At 64.9% G+C, this 19,187-nt stretch carries 20 protein-coding genes and 1 tRNA gene; 12 read left to right on the forward strand and 9 right to left on the reverse strand.

The genetic code is table 11. The annotated features are described in order from the left end of the window. The first annotated feature begins 91 nt into the window (after positions 1-91). Positions 92-1,246, forward strand: a complete 1,155-nt coding sequence (locus tag TZ00_RS06810; protein WP_044440170.1) for a sensor histidine kinase — start codon at positions 92-94, stop codon at positions 1,244-1,246. Beyond that, positions 1,243-1,923: a response regulator transcription factor gene (locus TZ00_RS06815; protein ID WP_044440171.1), complete on the forward strand. Its 681-nt coding sequence runs from the start codon at positions 1,243-1,245 to the stop codon at positions 1,921-1,923. Before TZ00_RS06810 ends, TZ00_RS06815 begins: the two co-directional genes overlap by 4 nt. A gap of 27 nt (positions 1,924-1,950) precedes the next feature. On the opposite strand, the gene TZ00_RS19935 is transcribed toward TZ00_RS06815, so the two are convergent. Continuing rightward, entirely contained in the window at positions 1,951-2,523 is a 573-nt protein-coding gene (locus TZ00_RS19935; RefSeq protein ID WP_161793739.1) for a hypothetical protein, read from the reverse strand. A 185-nt stretch (positions 2,524-2,708) separates the two neighbouring features. On the opposite strand from TZ00_RS19935, the gene TZ00_RS06825 reads away from it, so the two are divergent. From TZ00_RS06825 to rlmB, 4 genes are read left to right on the forward strand one after another with little or no spacing between them, the layout of a single operon-like run. Continuing rightward, a complete protein-coding gene (locus TZ00_RS06825; protein WP_044440174.1) occupies positions 2,709-3,191 on the forward strand; it encodes a CarD family transcriptional regulator in 483 nt (160 codons plus the stop codon). Between the two features lie 3 nt (positions 3,192-3,194). Next, a complete protein-coding gene (gene ispD / locus TZ00_RS06830; protein ID WP_420796227.1) occupies positions 3,195-4,424 on the forward strand; it encodes a 2-C-methyl-D-erythritol 4-phosphate cytidylyltransferase in 1,230 nt (409 codons plus the stop codon). Between the two features lie 30 nt (positions 4,425-4,454). Beyond that, complete coding sequence (cysS, locus tag TZ00_RS06835; protein ID WP_044440176.1) at positions 4,455-5,873, forward strand: cysteine--tRNA ligase; 1,419 nt, start codon at positions 4,455-4,457, stop codon at positions 5,871-5,873. Next, a complete protein-coding gene (gene rlmB / locus TZ00_RS06840) occupies positions 5,866-6,897 on the forward strand; it encodes a 23S rRNA (guanosine(2251)-2'-O)-methyltransferase RlmB (RefSeq protein ID WP_044440178.1) in 1,032 nt (343 codons plus the stop codon). Before cysS ends, rlmB begins: the two co-directional genes overlap by 8 nt. A gap of 48 nt (positions 6,898-6,945) precedes the next feature. Here the strand turns inward: rlmB and TZ00_RS06845 are convergent, their stop codons facing one another. Together TZ00_RS06845 and TZ00_RS06850 are read right to left on the reverse strand one after the other, a co-directional pair. Then, a complete protein-coding gene (locus TZ00_RS06845) occupies positions 6,946-8,253 on the reverse strand; it encodes a DUF4032 domain-containing protein (protein ID WP_044440179.1) in 1,308 nt (435 codons plus the stop codon). Between the two features lie 165 nt (positions 8,254-8,418). After that, the gene (locus TZ00_RS06850) at positions 8,419-9,522 is read right to left on the reverse strand and encodes an ABC transporter ATP-binding protein (RefSeq protein WP_044440180.1); all 1,104 of its coding nucleotides are present in this window, start codon (positions 9,520-9,522) and stop codon (positions 8,419-8,421) included. 231 nt (positions 9,523-9,753) lie between these two features. Between TZ00_RS06850 and TZ00_RS06855 the strand changes: the two genes are divergently transcribed. Next, positions 9,754-10,671 (forward strand): DsbA family protein, encoded by a 918-nt coding sequence (locus tag TZ00_RS06855; protein WP_044440181.1) that lies wholly within the window; start codon positions 9,754-9,756, stop codon positions 10,669-10,671. 60 nt (positions 10,672-10,731) lie between these two features. Beyond that, positions 10,732-10,807 (forward strand) — tRNA-Thr (locus TZ00_RS06860). A gap of 161 nt (positions 10,808-10,968) precedes the next feature. On the opposite strand, the gene TZ00_RS06865 is transcribed toward TZ00_RS06860, so the two are convergent. The 6 genes from TZ00_RS06865 to msrB all read right to left on the reverse strand — a co-directional run bounded on the left by TZ00_RS06865 (position 10,969) and on the right by msrB (position 17,063). After that, complete coding sequence (locus TZ00_RS06865) at positions 10,969-12,408, reverse strand: MFS transporter (protein WP_044440182.1); 1,440 nt, start codon at positions 12,406-12,408, stop codon at positions 10,969-10,971. 87 nt (positions 12,409-12,495) lie between these two features. Further along, positions 12,496-13,476, reverse strand: a complete 981-nt coding sequence (locus tag TZ00_RS06870) for a 2-hydroxyacid dehydrogenase (RefSeq protein WP_044440184.1) — start codon at positions 13,474-13,476, stop codon at positions 12,496-12,498. 57 nt (positions 13,477-13,533) lie between these two features. Continuing rightward, a complete protein-coding gene (locus TZ00_RS06875; RefSeq protein ID WP_044440185.1) occupies positions 13,534-14,520 on the reverse strand; it encodes a LacI family DNA-binding transcriptional regulator in 987 nt (328 codons plus the stop codon). Between the two features lie 227 nt (positions 14,521-14,747). After that, positions 14,748-15,920 carry an MFS transporter gene (locus TZ00_RS06880; RefSeq protein WP_044440473.1) on the reverse strand — a complete coding sequence of 391 codons (1,173 nt, stop codon included), beginning with the start codon at positions 15,918-15,920 and terminating at the stop codon, positions 14,748-14,750. Between the two features lie 188 nt (positions 15,921-16,108). Next, complete coding sequence (locus tag TZ00_RS06885) at positions 16,109-16,657, reverse strand: nitroreductase family protein (RefSeq protein WP_084605946.1); 549 nt, start codon at positions 16,655-16,657, stop codon at positions 16,109-16,111. A 4-nt stretch (positions 16,658-16,661) separates the two neighbouring features. Continuing rightward, complete coding sequence (msrB, locus tag TZ00_RS06890; RefSeq protein WP_044440189.1) at positions 16,662-17,063, reverse strand: peptide-methionine (R)-S-oxide reductase MsrB; 402 nt, start codon at positions 17,061-17,063, stop codon at positions 16,662-16,664. A gap of 83 nt (positions 17,064-17,146) precedes the next feature. Between msrB and TZ00_RS06895 the strand changes: the two genes are divergently transcribed. The 4 genes from TZ00_RS06895 to TZ00_RS06910 all read left to right on the forward strand — a co-directional run bounded on the left by TZ00_RS06895 (position 17,147) and on the right by TZ00_RS06910 (position 19,064). Further along, a complete protein-coding gene (locus TZ00_RS06895) occupies positions 17,147-17,617 on the forward strand; it encodes a GNAT family N-acetyltransferase (protein WP_044440190.1) in 471 nt (156 codons plus the stop codon). Positions 17,618-17,720: 103 nt separating this feature from the next. Further along, entirely contained in the window at positions 17,721-18,023 is a 303-nt protein-coding gene (locus tag TZ00_RS06900) for a DUF3263 domain-containing protein (RefSeq protein WP_044440192.1), read from the forward strand. A 16-nt stretch (positions 18,024-18,039) separates the two neighbouring features. Then, complete coding sequence (locus TZ00_RS06905) at positions 18,040-18,672, forward strand: LytR C-terminal domain-containing protein (RefSeq protein ID WP_044440194.1); 633 nt, start codon at positions 18,040-18,042, stop codon at positions 18,670-18,672. Between the two features lie 188 nt (positions 18,673-18,860). After that, positions 18,861-19,064 carry a cold-shock protein gene (locus tag TZ00_RS06910; protein WP_044440195.1) on the forward strand — a complete coding sequence of 68 codons (204 nt, stop codon included), beginning with the start codon at positions 18,861-18,863 and terminating at the stop codon, positions 19,062-19,064. Positions 19,065-19,187 lie beyond the last annotated feature (123 nt).

Consider the following 19,187-nt stretch of genomic DNA (forward strand, 5'->3'; position numbering starts at 1 on the left):
ATGGTGCCGAAGACCTGAACAATCGGGAAAATGGCCCCTGATACTCTTTCCTCGTGAATTGTCCCATGGGACGAGTCGTTAGTGTGGGGACATGGATTCAGGCTGGCTGGTGCTGCTTTCCGTGGCATTCGGCCTGGTCGTTGGGGGCGGATTCATGGCGCTCTTTCACGTAGCTGAACGCCGGGGAAATTCTGCGGTCGATGTTGTCAATCCTGCCGTGCCGGATGGCGTCGGTCAGGTCATCGACGCGTTGGAATCTGCGGGCGTGGTTCTCGACCCGTCTAACAACGTCGTCAAAGCGTCTCCGGGTGCTCTCGCGACGGGACTCGTCTCGCAGCAGGTGCTCGTGCATTCCGAGCTCATCGAACTGGTCAACAGAGTGCGCTCCACCGGCGAACCCGTGGTGCAGCCCGTTCAACTCGCGCGCGGGCCGTTCGGTGACGCGAGCATGCATTTTCTTGTGCGCGTCGCCAGGCTCGGCTCGAGGTACATCCTGCTTCTTGCCGAAGACCACTCCGAGACGTTCCGCCTCGACGAGGTGCGTCGCGACTTCATCGCGAACATCAGTCACGAACTCAAGACGCCGATCGGAGCCATCGCCCTGCTCTCGGAGGCGCTCGATCCCGCTGCCGACGATCCTGAGCAGGTGCGCCGCTTCGCCAAGCGGCTGCACACCGAGGCGGCGCGGCTCACGCGAATCACCCAGGAGATCATCGAGCTCTCGCGACTGCAGGCTGCGGACTCCCTGCGTTCCGCAGAGCTGCTCGACGTCGATCACCTCATCGCCGCGGCGATGGATCAGAACCACGTGCAGGCGGAGTTGCGCGGAACGACACTGGTCAAGGGCGGCGCCAAGCACGTTCAGGTCTTCGGTGACGAGTCGCTGCTCATCATGGCGCTGCACAACCTCGTGGGCAACGCCATCCAGTATTCGCTCGACAATTCGCGCGTCGGTATCGGCGTGCGCGTCGAGGACGGTGTCGTCGAGATAGCCGTCACCGATCAGGGCCTCGGCATTGCGAGCGAGGATCTCGACCGCGTCTTCGAGCGGTTCTTCCGCGTAGACCAGGCGCGTTCCCGAAACACCGGTGGAACGGGGCTCGGACTCAGTATCGTCAAGCACGTGGTCGAAAACCACGGCGGCGATGTCAGAGTGTGGTCTCAGCTCGGCCGAGGTTCCACGTTCACGATCAGGCTTCCCGAGGCGTCGACCGTCGCCATCGCACCACAAGGAGATTCACGATGACCCACATTCTTCTCGTCGAAGACGAAGACGCGCTGAGCGAGCCCCTCGCCTACCTTCTGCGCCGCGAGGGCTACACGGTGACCGTGGCGGCCGACGGACCCGCCGCGATCGCCGAATTCGACCGCGGCGGCGTCGAACTCGTTCTGCTCGACCTGATGATCCCCGGCATCCCTGGAACCGAGGTGTGTCGGGAGATCCGCACCCGCAGCTCCGTGCCGATCATCATGCTCACGGCCAAGGATTCCGAGATCGATATCGTGGTCGGACTCGAACTGGGCGCCGACGACTACGTCACGAAGCCGTACTCGACGCGGGAGCTGCTGGCGCGCATCCGAGCGGTCATGCGTCGACAGACCGAGCCGAGCGATCTGGCCGAGCCCGTGCTCGAGAGCGGACCCGTGCAGATGGACATCGAGCGGCACACCGTGCGAGTCAACGGTGTCGACACCGCCATGCCCCTCAAGGAATTCGAACTCTTGGAGCTGCTTCTGCGCAACGCCGGTCGTGTGCTCACCCGCGGTCAGCTCATCGACCGCGTCTGGGGTTCGGACTATTTCGGTGACACCAAGACCCTCGACGTGCACATCAAGCGCATTCGCTCGAAGATCGAGGATGTTCCGTCGGAACCCACTCTGCTGGTCACCGTGAGAGGACTCGGCTACCGATTCGAGGCGTGACCGAATGCCCGGGGAGGGCGACGGCCGCTACGGAGCGGGTGTCGCCTCGGGCGTCGGGGTTACTGCGGGGTCGGCGGTCGGCAGCGTCGTCGAGGGAACGGGCGTGGGCGTCGGCGTTACCGTGGGCAGGGGAGTGGGGGCGAGGCCCGTGTACTCGGCGAAGTCGGTGGTCAGGATGGGCAGCAGGAGCTGTTTTCCCTCGGCATCGCCGTACTGGAAGTAGACCGGGAAGAGCGATCCGGCTGCCGCATCGATGCCGCGCAGCACGACCTGCGTTTCGCCGTCTGCTCCGAAGCTCGTATTGCCGTTGCCGGCAACAGGAACGGTCAGTTCTGTCTTCGCGCCGGCTACCTCGTACTGCAGAGTCAGAGCGCGGCTCTCCTTGGCGCTGTTGCTGAAGGTGACGAGCAGACTGGCATCTTCGCCATCGTCGCTGATGAGCGTGGCATTGCGAATGTCGACGGTTCCTACTTTTCCGTTGACACCGTTCGCCGTCTCGACCTCTTTCGTGGTCGCCTGCGGGGTGATGAATGCGCAGCCGGCCGTGCCGAGCCCGAGAAGGGCGGCCATGGCCAGTGCGGCCCCGAGTCGTGCTCTCACAAGTTCCTCCAGAAGTGGTTCGGCGCGGCCTCTTCGAGAGGCCGGACGCGGACTCCTCTAGCCTACCGAATCACGGGCCGTGCAATCGGTCACCGGGTGTGGCAGACGAGCGTGGGAGGGTCGCTCGCCGCCGGTTCGAAACGGTGTGTCGTGGTAGTCTGGAGGTCGTTGAAGGGATTCCATCGATGATTTTCGAAGTCGGCGAGACAGTCGTCTACCCGCACCATGGGGCGGCTACGATTTCCGAGGTCAAGACCCGCATCATCAAGGGTGAAGAGAAGATCTATCTCAAGCTCCGGGTCGCCCAGGGTGATCTCACTATCGAGGTTCCTGCCGAGAACGTCGAGCTGGTGGGCGTGCGCGACGTCATCGGCAGAGAAGGCGTCGACCGCGTGTTCGACGTGCTGCGTGCTCCATTCACCGAAGAGCCCACCAACTGGTCACGTCGATACAAGGCCAACCTCGAGAAGCTGGCATCGGGCGATGTCATCAAGGTCAGCGAGGTCGTGCGCGACCTGTGGCGCCGAGACCAAGATCGTGGGCTGTCCGCTGGAGAGAAGCGCATGCTCGCCAAGGCTCGTCAGATTCTCATTTCCGAGTTGGCGCTCGCCGAGAAGACAGACGAAGAGAAGGCATCCCTGGTTCTCGACGAGGTTCTGGCCTCCTAGGTCGTGATCGTTCCTACACCGGCGCCTCGCGTCGCGATCATCGTCGTGGCCGCCGGCAGCGGAACTCGCTTGGGTAAGCCCCTGCCCAAGGCCTTTGTCGAACTCGATGGGCGCAGCATCCTGTCGAGATCTCTCGACCCGATCTTCGCCCTTGCCGACCCGGCACAGATTGTGGTCGTTGCGCCGCTGAGTCATCTCGAGCAGGCACACGACATCGTCGCCCACAGTGCGGGCATGGCATCGGATGCCTGCAGCGTGGTTGTCGGAGGCGACTCGCGCCAGGCGTCGGTCGCGTCGGGTCTTGCTGCGCTCCTTCCCTCGATCGAGGTCGTGCTCGTGCATGACGCGGCTCGTGCTCTTGCCCCCGCATCTCTCTTCGAGAGGGTCATCGCGGAAGTCGACTCCGCTGGCCGTGGGGTGATCCCCGGGCTGGCCGTGAGCGACACGATCAAGCGGGTCGACTCATCCGCGACGGTGCTCGAGACCGTCGACCGATCCCAGCTTTCCGCCGTGCAGACTCCGCAGGCCTTTCCCCGCGCCGAGCTCGTGGCGGCCTATGCGGCGGCAGACCGCGAGTTCACCGATGACGCAGCGTTGATCCAGCACGCTGGAGGATCGGTTGCCATCGTCGACGGAGATCCGTTCGCGTTCAAGATCACGACACCGTGGGATCTGCGCCGAGCCGAGCAGCTGCTGGCCGACGCATCGTCGTCGAGCCGGCCATCGGCATCCGCACCGTCTGTTCGAACCGGCGTGGGCATCGACGCGCACGCCCTCGATGGCGCCCAGCCTCTGTGGCTGGCCGGCCTCTTCTGGCCTGGCGAGGCAGGGCTCGCGGGTCACAGCGACGGCGATGCCGTGGCCCACGCCCTGTGCGACGCGCTGCTCTCTGCTGCCGGCCTTGGGGACATCGGAGGCATCTTCGGCGTCGACGACCCCCGACTCGAAGGCGCGCACGCCGACGTCTTCGTGCTCGAGACAGTGCGGCTCCTGGCCGTCGCAGGATTCGCGCCCTCGAACGTCTCCGTGCAGCTGGTCGGCAACCGCCCACGATTCGCGCCACGCAAGACAGAGGCAGAGCAACATCTCTCGGCCCTGGTGGGCTGCCCGGTGTCGGTATCGGCGACGACGACCGATTCGCTGGGGTTCACGGGCAGGGGAGAGGGCATCGTCGCCATCGCGACCGCACTCATCGTGTCGGCGACTCGCCCTGCTGCGGGTGCAGGCACGTAACACGCGCCCTGCGCCGCCTAAACTAACTGGGTGGCGCTTCGACTGTATGACTCGAGAAGTCGGACTCTGTCCGACTTCGTTCCCCTCGTTCCTGACCACGTGGGAATCTACGTCTGCGGACCCACGGTGCAGTCATCGCCGCACATCGGACACCTGCGCTCGGCGCTGGTCTATGACCAGCTGCGCCGATGGCTGTCGCACTCGGGTCATCACGTCACGTTCGTGCGCAACGTCACCGACATCGACGACAAGGTTCTGGTGAACGCGGCCGGCAGCGACGAGCAGTGGTGGGCCCTGGCCTACCGCGTCGAACTCGAGTTCACCGCCGCATACAACGCCATCGGTGTTCTGCCGCCCACATACGAGCCGCGTGCAACCGCGAGCATCCCCGAGATGCACGCCATCATCGAGCGACTCATCGAGAGGGGCTACGCCTACCCTGCCGCCGATGAATCGGGCGATGTGTACTTCGATGCGCGTGCCTGGCCGCAGTACGGCGAACTCACCCACCAGAGCCTCGACGACATGGCGCCGGCTGCCGATTCCGATCCCCGCGGCAAACGCGATGTGCGCGACTTTGCGCTGTGGAAGGGACGCAAGCCCGAAGAACCGGAGTCGGCATCGTGGCAGAGCCCGTGGGGTGCGGGCCGCCCCGGCTGGCACATCGAGTGCTCCGCCATGTCGACCAAGTATCTCGGCGCTCAGTTCGACATCCATGGCGGCGGAATCGATCTGCGGTTTCCCCACCACGAGAACGAACTCGCGCAGTCCACGGCGGCCGGCGACCCGTTCGCGAACTACTGGTTGCACAACGGGCTCGTCTCGGTATCCGGACAGAAGATGTCAAAATCTCTCGGTAACTCGATCTTCGCTGCGGAGCTCATCGCCTCGGCGCGCCCCCTCGTGCTGCGCTATTACCTCGGCGCCGCCCACTATCGGTCGACTCTCGAGTTTCACGATGGCGCCCTGGCCGAGGCGGAGGCTGCGCTCGGTCGCATCGAGGGATTCCTCGACCGCGCCGAGCGTCGACTCGAGGACACGCGCTTCGCCTCCGAAGCAGTGCAGATCATGCCTGACGAGTTCATCGCGGCCATGGACGACGACCTCGGTGTGCCCCAGGCGCTCGGGGTCGTGCACGACACCGTTCGCGCGGGCAACGCGGCCCTCGACAATGAAGACCTCGTCGAGGCGGCGCACGCATTGGGCGCCGTCATCGCGATGACGAGCGTGCTCGGCATCAACCCCCTATCCAGCGAGTGGTCGACGAGTTCGAGCGGAGCGACCGATGTCGCTCTCGCCGCGCTCGTCGAACGACTGCTCGAAGACCGCCAGGCTGCTCGGGAAGGACGCGACTTCGTCACGGCCGACCGGGTTCGTGATGAATTGAACGCAGCCGGCATCACTATTGAAGACGGTCCTACGGGATCGCATTGGAGTCTCGATGGCTAAATCAGGAGCGAACAAGCCCACAAGGGCCGGCGCAGTACGCAAGGCGAGCCGTGGAAAGGCCGTGGGTTCGGGCGGCCAGGGGCGCCAGGCGCTGGAAGGCAAGAAGCCCACGCCCAAAGCGGAGGATCGCCCGTATCACCCCGCCGGAAAGGCGAAGGCCGCCAAGGAGCGCTTCATCGCGGCCGGCGGCAAGGGCGGCCGCGGAAGCAGCAGCCGAGGGGCATCGCAAGACCCGAACCGCAAGCCGGCGCCGCGTCGCAGTGCGAAGAACGAAGAATTCGAGGTCGTGACCGGCCGCAACTCGGTCGTCGAGGCCCTCCGCGCCAAGATTCCGGCGACTGCTCTCTACCTCGCGACCCGCATCGAGATGGACGAGCGGGTCAAAGAGGCGCTCGCGCTCGCGACCAACCGGGGCATCCCGATCCTCGAGGTCATGCGCCCCGAACTCGACCGGCTCACGAGCTTCGATTCGGTTCACCAGGGGCTCGCGCTCAAGGTGCCCGCCTACGAGTACGCGCATCCCGTCGACCTGCTCGACGAGGTTATCTCTCGGGGCGACACCCCGCTCTTCGTGGCGCTCGACGGCATCACCGATCCGCGCAACCTGGGTGCGATCATCCGCTCCACGTCCGCATTCGGCGGGCAGGGCGTCATCGTGCCGCAGCGTCGTTCCGTCGGCGTCACGGCATCCGCCTGGAAGACCTCGGCCGGAGCCGCCGCGCGCACTCCTGTGGCCATGGCCTCGAACCTCACGGCCACGCTCAAGGCGTTCAAGCAGAAGGGTGTCTTCGTGATCGGCCTCGACGGCGGAGGCGATGTGTCGCTGCCCGGCCTCTCGTTCGCAGACGGCCCTGTCGTCATCGTCGTGGGCAGCGAGGGCAAAGGCTTGTCGCGTCTCGTTACGGAGACCTGCGACGCCGTCGTGTCGATTCCCATCACCGCGGCCACGGAGTCGTTGAACGCCGGAATCGCGGCGAGCGTCACGCTCTACGAGATCTCCCGGCTGCGCGCAGCGAAGAAGTAGCTGCCCCCTTCGACAGGCTCGTTCCCTGAGCCTGTCGAAGGACATGCCTCACACCTTCAGGCGCCAGTCCTCGTCGTCTTCGGCCTCGACGGCAACTGAACCCGTCTGCACATCGATGGGCAGAGTGATCGTTCCCGTCGGCGGTTCGATGACCGTGGCCTCGTCGCGCCGATGGCGCAGCACGTCGTTGATGTAGGCGTTGAGGGCCTCGGCCAGAGGGATGTCGCGCCCCTGCTGCTCGCTCATGAACCAGCGGTGCTCGAGCAGCTGGTGGAACAGCTCGGCCGGCTCGAGTTTGCGCTTGAGGTCGCGAGGCACACTGCGCACGACTGGCTCGAAGACCTTGGCGACCCAGTCGTGCGCCATCATCTCCTCGTCGTAGTCGTCTTTGCTGTAGCGCGCGCTGAAGTCGTCGAGGTCGTTCAGCAGGCGACGGGCCTGATTCTCTTGAGCGTCGACACCGGTAAGACGCAGCAGCCTGCGCTGGTGGTGGCCCGCATCCACGACCTTCGGCTGAATGCGCACGGTCGTGCCCTCGTCGTCGGTCTTGATGTCGAGTTCCTCGATGTCGAAACCGAGCTCGTTGAGTCGGTCGACCCGCTGATTGATGCGCCAGCGCTCGCTCGACGAGAACGACTCCTTGCCCGTGAGCTCAGACCACAGCGTGCGATAGGCGGCGAGGATGCCGTTGCTCACCTTGATCGGGTCGAGTTCGTCGTCGACGCGCCCGCCGGCCTCGAGGTCCATGAGCTCGCCGGCGATGTTGACACGGGCGATCTCGAGGTCGTTCTCGCGCTGACCATTCGACAGCCCGCCCGAGAAGAGCTTGCCTGTCTCGGCGTCGACGAGGTAGGCGGCGAAGGCGCCGGCGTCGCGGCGGAAGAGGGTGTTCGAGAGTGAGACGTCTCCCCAGAAGAACCCGATCACGTGCAGGCGGACGAGCAGCAGGGCGAGCGCGTCGACGAGGCGTGTGGCCGTGTCTGGTCGCAGCTGCTGTGAGAACAGCGCACGGTAGGGCAGAGAGAACTTGAGGTGGCGGGTGACGAGGACGCTGGGCAGGGGATCGCCGTCGGCGTTCGTGCGATCGGTGATGACCGCGAGGGGATCGACGCAGGGAATCTCAAGGCTCTGCAGCAGCCGCAGCATCTTGTACTCGCCCCCGGCCATGTCGTCGGTCGTCTCCTTGATCGCGATCACGTGACCGCTGAGATGAGCGAAACGAACGAGGTGTCGGGAGAGGCCCTTCGGCAGGGCGGCGATGTACTGATCGTCCCACTCGCCGAGGGGGACATCCCACGGCAGGTCGAGCAGGGCGGGGTCGGTGATGGCCGACGTGATGTTGAGGGAACCCCTCATTGCTGCTCCTTGCTGATGTGCGAGAACGAACGCTGGCTGAAGCGCTCGATGTGAATGTTGCGAGGACAAACAGGTCGAGCCCGTCGCCTGCGCACCGTGCCGTGGGGCGGGTGCATCAAGCGACGAGCTCGACTGTGGTGTTCGTCAGAAGGTGTCTGCCGGAGACTAGCTCGAGACGACGGCCTTGTTGCCGAGGCGCTCGCCCGACTCGGTGTCGAAGACGTGCACGTGGTTCGGTGTGGCCGTGAGGTACACGGTGTCGCCGAGCGACGGGTGCGAGCGGCCATCGACGCGCGTCACGATGTCGGTGCGCTTGCCCTCGATCTCGGAATGACCGTAGAGGTAACCGTCAGCTCCGAGCTCTTCGACCAGGTCGACCTCGACCGCGAGGCCCTGGCCCTGGGTGGTGGAGACGATGATGTCTTCGGGGCGAACGCCCACGGTGACGCTCTTCGCGGTGGCCTGTGACAGCGTCTCGCGGTCGACGGGAACAACGGAGGAACCGAACGCGATTCCGCCGTCGACGATGTCGGCGTGGAACAGGTTCATCGCCGGGCTTCCGATGAAGCCGGCGACGAAGACGTTGTTCGGCTTCTCGTACAGGTCGCGGGGGGTGCCGACCTGCTGCAGGAGGCCGTCTTTCAGAACCGCGATGCGGTCGCCCATGGTGAGCGCCTCGGTCTGGTCGTGGGTGACGTAGACCGTGGTGACGCCCAGGCGGCGCTGGAGCGACGCGATCTGGGTGCGCGTCTGAACGCGGAGCTTGGCGTCGAGGTTCGACAGCGGCTCGTCCATGAGGAACACCTGCGGCTGGCGCACGATGGCGCGGCCCATGGCGACGCGCTGACGCTGCCCACCCGAGAGAGCCTTGGGCTTGCGGCTGAGGTAGGGCTCGAGGTCGAGGAGCTTGGCTGCCTCGAGAACGCGAGTGGCACGGTCTTCTTTGCCGACGCCGGCGATCTTGAGTGCGAAGCCCATGTTCTCGGCGACTGTCATGTGCGGGTAGAGCGCGTAGTTCTGGAAGACCATGGCGATGTCACGGTCTTTCGGGGGCACGTCGGTGACGTCACGGTCGCCGATGAGGATGCGCCCCTCGTTGACCTCTTCGAGGCCGGCGAGCATACGCAGCGTGGTGGACTTTCCGCAGCCGGAGGGGCCGACCAGAACGAGGAACTCGCCGTCAGCGACCTCGAGGTCGATCTTGTCGACCGAGGCGCGGGTTGCACCGGGGTAGATGCGGGTAGCTTTGTCAAAAGTGACAGATGCCATGGGTGTTGATCTCCTTCACCGGCAGGTACGTGCCGGACGATCCGTTGTGATGGATTGAACTGAACCGTCGACAGCGTCGGTCCATCGCTCATTATGTCACGGTTCGAGGCCCCTGAATGAGGCACCCCTGGTCTGCTGTTTGGATATTTCCCAGTTAGGCCCTCTACGCTGGAGTTTCCGGCCGCTCTCGGCCCGATCGATTTCTCTTCTCTCACCCGGAGTTCTACACGTATGTCTTATGGCTCAGCCGGAGATGGTCGTCTCTCTAAGAATGAACGACGCGAAGCCGCACGCGAAAAGGCGAAGATGCTCCGCGAGCAGCAGCGAAAGAAAGATCTCCGCAACCGCGTCTTTCTCTTCGGGGGCCTCGGAGTCGTCGTCATCGCGATCGGCGTTGCCGTCACGCTGATCATCGTCAGTGCCATCAAGCCCGCCGGGCCAGGACCGATGAACATGGCCAGCGACGGCGTCACCATCAGCAAGGGCTACGTCGCCACGACGAGCCCAGCGCAGCCCGCCGACGCTGACCCAGTCGTGCCTACCCCCGACTACTCCACCGGTGTCGTCGACATTCAGGTCTACGTCGACTACCTCTGCCCGTTCTGCGGTCAGTTCGAGTCCACCAACTCCGAGCAGATCGGCCAGTGGATCGACTCGGGCGCGGCGACGCTCACCACCCACCCTCTGGCCATCCTCGACCGCGGATCGCTCGGCACGAAGTACTCGACGCGCTCGGCCAACGCCGCAGCCTGCGTCGCCAACTACTCGCCCGACAGCTTCTACGCCTTCAGCGCGCTCCTCTTCAAGAACCAGCCCGCTGAGAACACCGAGGGCCTCGACAACACAGCACTCAAGGGCTATGTCGGCGATGCGAAGGCCGACAATGTCTCGCAGATCGAGAAGTGCATCGACGACACCGAGTTCAAAGACTGGGTGAGCGCATCGACCGCCCGTGCTCTCAAGGGGCCGCTGCCGAACACCGAGGTCGAGAAGGTCGAAGGTACGCCCACCGTTCTGGTGAACGGACAGCAGTATTCGGGCTCCTTGACCGACGCTGACGCGTTCTCCGCGTTCGTGCTGCAGGTCGCCAGCGAGGCGTACTCCACGGCCACGCCCGCCCCGACGCCTGAGCCCACGGTCGCGCAGTAGCGCGTCACCAGGAACGCCTCGATCGGCCGCCGCACATGGCTAGAATGAGGTGTTCCATCTGCCGGCGTGGCGCAATTGGTAGCGCACCGCTCTTGTAAAGCGGGGGTTACGGGTTCAAGTCCCGTCGCCGGCCCCACACACCGACCTAACCAACCGAGATGGTTGGTTAGGTGACGCACAACGCTGGCGCGTTGTGGGGTTCAAGTCCCGTCGCCGGCCCCACACACGAAATCCCCTGCATCGATCGATGCAGGGGATTTGTGTTTCAGGCGCTCGAAGCGAATACGGTTCGCGTCGTCAGAGCTGGTTCGCGCCCGTCTTGATGGTGGGGATGCCCTGGGTCGCGCCGAGCACGGCCGCCTCTTCGAGGGTGGGAAGGCTGTCGCCCCGTGCCGCATTGGCTTCGAGCGTCAGATCCCGGTTCAGCGTCTCCGGCGACAGGCGCACGGTGATGAGACTGACGATCATGGTCACAGACATGTAGACCGCGACGGGAATCCACGAGCCGCTGAAGGCGGTCACGAGCGCCGTTGCGATCAGCGGTGCCACGCCACCACCGATGATCGACGAGAACTCGCGTCCGAGTGTGACGCCGGCGTAACGGTAACGACTGCCGAAGAGTTCGGGGAAGTAGCTCATCTGCACACCCACGACGCCCTGGCACGCCAGGATGAAGCCGATGCAGATCACGAGGATGATCGCGACGGGCGACCCCGTGGTGAGCAGCAGAAAGGCGGGGGCCGGGAAGAGAACCAGAGCGCCCGTGATGAGCGTGTAGAGCCGTCGACGACCTATGCGGTCAGACAGCGTGCCGAAGAAGAAGGCCGCGAACGCCCCGCAGATCGAGCCGATGAGCAGCACCTGGGGCACGAATTTCGGGTCGGTGCCCACGATCGTGATCAGGTAGGAGGCCATGTAGACCTGGATCGTGTAGGACTGCGTGCTCACCCCGAAGTTCATGAGGATGATGCGCCCGACGCCGAGCTTGCCCGACTGGAACACCTCCTTGACTGGTGCAACGGGACGCTCTTGCGATGCCTTGACCTCTTCGAAGACCGGCGACTCGTTCAGGCGACGCCGAATGATGAGTGCGGCGACGCTGACCACGATGCTCGACATGAACACCACGCGCCAACCCCAGGAGAGAACCTGCTCTTCGGGGAGCATCTGCACCAGGATCCAGACGACGGCGCCGAGAGCCGTTCCGAGGGCCGCCCCGACCATCACCAGTGACGAGAACCGCCCGCGCTGACCTGTGGGCGCCGTCTCTGTGAGCAGCGTCGCCCCGCCCGATTGCTCCGCTCCGGCCCCGAAGCCCTGGAAGAAACGCAGGAGGACGAGAAGCAGCGGCGCGAAGACTCCCACCTGCTCGAAAGTGGGAAGAAGACCGATGAGGAAAGTCGCCCCGCCCATAAGCGACAGGGTCGCCACGAGCACCCACTTGCGTCCGAGACGATCGCCGTATTTGGAGAAGAACAGTCCGCCGAGCGGCCGCGCAAGGAACCCGATCGCGTAGGCGGCGAAGCTGCCGATCAGGCCGGCTGCGGGAGAGACGTTGGGAAAGAACAGCTGGCTGAAGACGAGCGCCGACGCCGTGCCATAGATGACGAAGTCATACTGCTCGAGAGTTGTGCCGATGAGACCCGCCCACGCCGCCTTCTTGACCGCTCGTCGATCGGGCTTCGGTTTGCCTGAGGGCGTGAGTTCGTACGCCGCGACCGGGGGTGATTGAGACATGTCCAGACTCCTTTGAATGGATGGTGCTGATGGGGTGAATCGGATGGATGGCGGGGCGAACGGATCAGATTGTCTGGCTTGTGCCCGTCATCGGGATGCCACCACGTTCTTGAGGGGTTCGGAGTTCGCCAGTCGGCTGATGTTCTCGGCGATATCCAGGGCTCGTCCCCGGAAGGTGTCGGCGGTGACGCCGGAGGAGTGCGGGGTGAGGAGCACGTTGTCGAGATCGTCGAACGGCAGGGCCGAGGGCGAGCCTTCCCCGTCGCTGCCGGGGTAGCGGTACCAGACATCGATAGCGGCACCGGCGATCCGGCCCTCGGACAAGGCGTCGTACAGGGCCGTCTCTTCGACGACGGGCCCGCGTGCCACGTTCACGAGCAGGCCGTCGGCGCCGAGAGCATCGAGCTCTCCGTCTGCGATGAGGCCCGTCGTCTCGGGCCCGAGGGGGATGCTCACGACGAGCACATCGGACTGCTCGAGGGCTCGTTCGAGCTCGTCGACCGTTCCCGACCAGCGGAGTCCGTGCTCGCTGGTGTCAGCGGAACCGCTCCGAGTGATCGCGATGCCCTCGCATCCGAATGCCCGCAGTAGCTGCCAGGTGGCCGTGCCGATGTGTCCGAAGCCGAGGAAGGTCACGACGGAGCCGCGCAGCGTCGAGGGCTGCGGGATGCTCCGATCGTAGGCGGCCGATGCCCATCGGCCCTGCCTGAGCGATCGGTCCTGGCACAACAACCGGCGCCGCAGGATCACGAGGCTCGCGGCCACGTACTCGGCGATCGATTCCTCGTGGTTGAACGTGTTGGCCACCACGGCGCCCTCGGGCAGCGCATCGAGGTCGATACCGTCGTATCCGGCGCCGGGCGCGTGCACCAGCCGTAGCCGACTCGCCACCGATCCCATCGCTTTCGTCAGCCGGGCGCTGACGAGAACGTCTGCATCGGCGAGGTCGGCCATCAGTGCGTGCTCATTGGCGCTGTCGTACCACGACGTGGTCGACCCCTCGGGCAGTCCACCCTCGAGCAGTGCTCGATGTGGCAGCAGGCTCGGGTCTGCGATGACGATCTTCATTGATTGGGCCTCGGTGTCAGGTCGCTTTCGCGACGGTTGGGAGCGGCGGGTGCCGCGTCAGGTGCGTTGGAGCTCGGTGGCTCGGGCTCGGTCTGTGGATCCACGCACGATGAGTTGCGAGTCGAGATGCACCGCAGCGGTCGCCCTGGGTCGACCGCTCACCTGTTCCAGGAGCAGCTCGAGGGCGAGGGCTCCGCTGCGTTCGATCGCCACTCGCACGGATGTGAGCCCGGGCTCGGCAGCCGCCGCCATATCGAGGTCGTCGATCCCCACGATGCTCAGGCTCTCGGGACAGTGGTACCCCAGAGCGCGTGCCCCCGATTGCATGCCGAGGGCGACGAGATCGTTGTAGGCGATGACCGCGGTCGCGCCCGTGGCCACGACGGAGGCGGCAGCCGCCAGGCCACCGTGCACGGTGGCGGCCTGGTTTCCTACCACCGAGAGCTCGATGTCCCACATATCGCAGAACTCCGCGACGGCGGCAGCGCGCCTCCCGTTGGCCCACGATTCGGCGGGTCCCGGAACGTACGCCACATGGCGGTGACCGAGGGCGTACAGGTTCTCGACTGCTTGCCGGATGCCTTCGGCCGCCTCCATGAGGACGCTCGGCGCCCCGGCGACCTCGCCGTTGATGGCGACGATCGGCACCGACGCGACCAGGGCGGGGATGTCATTGGCCGGAAGGCGGGGAGAGCAGAGGATGATGCCGTCGACCGTCTTCGCCAGAGAGGCGAGTTGCGCCCTCTCGCGGGACGAATCCTCGTTCGTGTCGACGAGCACCATTCGGTGGCGTCCGTGCCATGCATGGTTCTGGATCGACTTGATGAGGGCGGCGAAGACGGCGTTCGATATGTCGGGAACGACGACTCCGATGGTTCGGGAGGCGGTGGCGGCTTCAGCCTCATAGCCCAGATCGGCCGCCGCGGCGAGCACGCGGGCCAAAGTCGCTTGCGCCAGGCGGTCGGGTGCACTGAAGGCGCGGGAGGCTGTGGCGAGGGAGACCCCGGCGGCGCGGGCCACATCGGTCAGCGAGGCGGAAGCCATCGGATCTCCTTTACACCTGTGGAAAGAGCGTGCAAGAAGTCTGCAACTCTTGCGCAAGATTTGTCAAGAGTTATCCGAGATGGATTGATCTCCACGCCCCGGCTGCGTTCCGTAGCTATTCGATCAACGCGCGATCGGCCGTGAGGAGGGTGATGAGGTGGCGTCGATACGACTGCGGGCGAACCACCCGATCAAGAGGAGGCGTTCTAGCGGGAGTCCGCGAGAGATCAGCTGCGGAGCGCCTTACGGCGATCGAGGCTGAGCGAGACAAGCAGGATGCTCACGCCTGCGATAGAGAGACCGATACCCACCCAGGCGGGCGCGATGTATCCGAAGCCCGCTGCGATGACGACGCCGCCCAGAAACGCTCCGAGAGAGTTGCCCAGGTTCAAGGCCGAGTGATTGAGGGCCGCAGCGATCGACTGGGAGTCGTGCGCGACATCCATGAGCCTTGCCTGAATCGTGGGCGATGCGGCCGACACGAAAGCGCCGATGAAGAAAATCGAGATGAACAACCCGGGCGCGCTTGCGGCCGTGAGTCCGAAGGCCAGGCATGCGAAGCCGATACCCGGCATGAAGATGAGCAGAGCGCGGGCCACGGACTTGTCGGCGGCCCAGCCTCCGATGAAGTTGCCGATGGTCATGCCCACTCCGAAGGTCACGAGCACGAGAGGCACGACTCCGGCTCCGAGCCCCGTGACATCGGTCACGACCGGGGCGATGTAGCTGTAGACGGCGAACATACCGCCGAAGCCGATCGACGCCATGGCCAGTGTGAGCCAGATCTGCGGGCGCGAAAACGCTCTGAGCTCGTTGCGGATCGTGCTCTCGGGGTTGCCTGCCTGGAACGGCACCGTCGCGACGATCGCCACCAGTGTTGCCGCGAAGATCACTGTTACGAGCCAGAATGCGCTGCGCCAGCCGAAGTTCTGACCGAGGTACGTGCCGATCGGAACACCGATGACGTTCGCGATGGTGAGGCCGGAAAGGACGAATGCCACTCCGCGGGCACGTTTGCCTGGGCCCATGAGCGTGGCGGCGACCAGTGAGGCGATGCCGAAGTATGCGCCATGGGGCAGGCCCGACACGAAGCGCGCGGCGAGGACCCAGCCGAACGAGGGCAGAACCGCGGTGGCGAGATTGCCTATGACGAAGCACGCGACCAGCACGGTCAGTAGACGCTTGCGGGGCCAGCGGGCCGCGGCGGCCGCGATCGTGGGTGCCCCGACGACGACGCCCAGGGCGTAAGCCGAGATCAGGTGGCCAGCGGTTGCGTTGGCGTCCGCAGAGTTCGAGGCGTACAGCGTCGGGAGGAGGTCTTGTGCGATGTTCGGCAGGAGCCCCATCGAGACGAACTCGGTGACCCCGATTCCGAAGCCGCCCAGGGCCAGGGCGAGCAACGCGAACCACCGGCGGCGGGGTGAGTACTTGAGATGCCCGACGCGCGATGCATCGGCCGGAGCGGCGGGCCCATCGTGTGCGGCGGACGCCGATCGGATGGTCTGGGTGGGGGCGTCGAATTCAGTCACGAGAACTCGATCCTATCCCTTGAAGAGCCGGGGTTCGAATCGATTCGATCGTGAATTTTCTACAGCGTGGAGACGTGCCTTGCGACATCGATCCGAGAGCGCCGCCGTTCTCTGGGCCGATCGGGATTCCGACCCGCATAGATCCAGCCCAGCATCTGCTCGCCGGGCTCGAGCCGGTGCGCGATTCGCACGGCATCGCTGCGCGTGTGGATGCCCGTGCGCCACATCGCGCCGTAGCCGCGCTCGTGTAGCAACAGGGTGAGTGCATGGGCGACCCCGGATGCCACGGCCTCCTGCTCCCAGTACGGTACCTTCACGCTGGGTCGGGGTGACACGACGACCGCAAGCAGCAGTGGTGCCCTGAATGACTTGCGGACACTCTTCTCTGCGTCGTGCCCGTGTAGACCGGATGCTGTGGCGAGGCTCTCGCCGACGATGCGGCGGGAATCTCCCCGGATCTCGATGACGCGCCACGGCGCCAGCCCGGAGTGGTCTGCAACCTGACCGGCAGCTTCGACCAGTTCGAGGACCTCGTCGTGGCTCGGCGCCTCGTCGGTGACCTTCGAGCTCGAGCGACGCTCGTGCAGGGCATCGAAGACGGATGTCACGGCGCTATTCGGCAGGATCGAACTCGAGCGAAATCGAGTTCATGCAGTATCGGTCGCCCGTGGGGGTCTGCGGCGCGTCGTCGAAGACGTGCCCGAGGTGAGAACCGCAGGCGGCGCAGCGCACCTCGGTGCGCACCATGCCGAGAGTGGAGTCGGTGATCAGTTCGACGGCGTCGGTCGACGACGGGTCGTAGAAGCTCGGCCAACCGCAGTGGGAATCGAACTTCGTCGTGCTGCGGAACAGTTCGGCGCTGCATCCCTTGCACCGATAAATTCCCTCGCGACCCTCGTCGAGCAATTCACCCGTCCAGGGTCGCTCCGTCGCGGCCTGACGCAGCACGGCGTACTCGTCGGCCGACAACTCGGTGCGCCAGTCATCATCGCTCTTCTGAACGTCGTAACCCATCGAAAAGACACTCCTTCTTTGCCGTCTGATCACGGCTTCGCGATCGGTGAGGCCCTTCCATCATCACAGTAAACTTCTCTGCCATGCCCCTCGAACCCATACCCGCGATCGTGCAGAAGAGGTGGAGCGAGCTGACCACGGCCGAGCTCTACGAGATCCTCAAGCTGCGCACCGATGTGTTCTACGTCGAGCAGAAGGTCGACGAGAGCGAACTCGATCGCCGCGACAGGGAGTCGACTACCGAGCACCTGTGGATTCCTGGAGAGAACGGCGACGTGGCTGCCTATCTCCGGGTGTTGCACGACGAAGTCGCGGAGCACGAGGACGCGCACCTCCTGCCAGGCCGCGTAGTGGTGGGAGCCGCTTATCGAGGTCAGGGCCTCGCTCAGCGGCTTCTCGCCCGGGTCGTCGAACTCCATGGGGCCACATCCATGCTGCTGCATTCCCAGAGCTACATCACGGGTCTCTACGCCACCTTCGGTTTTGTCGCGGTGGGCGACGAATTCGTCGAGGCGGGCATCCCTCACCGCACCATGTTCCGGGCCGGCAGATAGGCATCGCGGCATGCCCGGCTCATTCGGCTGATCCGGAGGATGCGGCCCATAGGATGTTCACGATCGGGGGCCTGACGCCTCCCTGGCAGAATGTGGAGGCCGCGTGGGAGCCGCGAAGAATCTCGATGAGCAGCATGCGGGCGACGGTGCGACGCCGCGTCTGAGCGCTCGCGACATCGCGATCCTGGCGTTCGAGCGCACCTGGTGGAAGCATGCCGGTGCCAAGGAGCAGGCCATCCGCGACGAGTTCGGGCTGTCTGCGGCCCGCTACTATCAACTGCTGGGGGCTCTCATCGATTCGCCCTCCGCCCTCGCCCACGATCCCATGCTCATCAAGAGACTGCATCGCGTGCGGGATGCCAGGACGGCCGCACGATCAGTGCGCCTCACGTCCCTCGACGATTAGGACCCGAGACCACACCATGGCCAAGCCTCCATCAGATCGCTTCGACACCATCCCGGCCGACCTCCACCGCACGGGAGCGCACCGCGGGCCCCGCCGCAAGGGTCGGGGATGGATCGCGTTCGCCTGGGCCGCTCTTGCGACGGGCGTCATCGTGGCCGGGGGAGTGATCACCCTTGCTGTCATCAACGACAGCATCAAATTCGATGACCTAATAGGAGGCTCGACAGCCTCGACACCGACTCCTACGCCCACGCCCACTCCCGAGATCACCCCGGTCGTCGATCCTGCCGTCACGGTCACCGTGCTCAATGGCACCGAGACGGTCGGGCTCGCAGCGAGCGTCGGCGACTCGATGCGCGAGGCCGGATGGGCGGGCATCGGATCGACCGCCAACGCGAGTGCCACGGACTTCAAGACGACGACGGTCTACTACGTCGATCCTGCGCACGAGGCCGCTGCTCTCGGCTTGGCGAACTCCCTGTTCACGAAGGCGACTGCTGATGCTGCGGCCAACGGGGTCACGCTGTCGATCACCGCGATCAGGGTCGAGCAATCCGATCAATTCCAGGGAGCCCAGCTCACGGTGGTGCTCGGCGCAGACTTCCTAGAGCCGTCCACTGACGGTTCGACAGACGAGCCCGTTCAGTAGGCGGTTCGGGGCCTCCCGTTCCGGCCGCATATTTCGGCGATGTTTCCGTCGTGTTGAGATGCGGAAACGGATGGCCGATTTTGCCGCCCACGACCGAAATCGAGCGGATGCGCTGATTAGTATCGGCCTTGGTCGCCCGTGTTTCAGCGGGTGTCCTGACGACACACATTCGGCAATTGGGAGTAACAATGGCGAACGGAACCGTGAAGTGGTTCAACGCTGAAAAGGGCTACGGTTTCATCACCGTCGACGAGGGAGGACAGGACGTCTTCGTGCATTACTCGGCGATCGAGATGGGTGGCTACAAGGTGCTTGAAGAGGGCCAGCAGGTCGTCTTCGAGGTGGGCACCGGAGCGAAGGGACCCCAGGCCGAAGCCGTCAGGCTCGCCTAGATGAGTGAGTCCGATTGGTTCGGGCGGCGTGGATGCTGTTAATCGCAGGCGGAGGGTGTTAAGCCCAGTGTGTGAAAACAGACCTCAACACCCTCCTGACCACACTTTACGTCCATCTCGATG

Source organism: Agreia bicolorata (assembly GCF_000938265.1).
Classification (GTDB): domain Bacteria; phylum Actinomycetota; class Actinomycetes; order Actinomycetales; family Microbacteriaceae; genus Agreia; species Agreia bicolorata.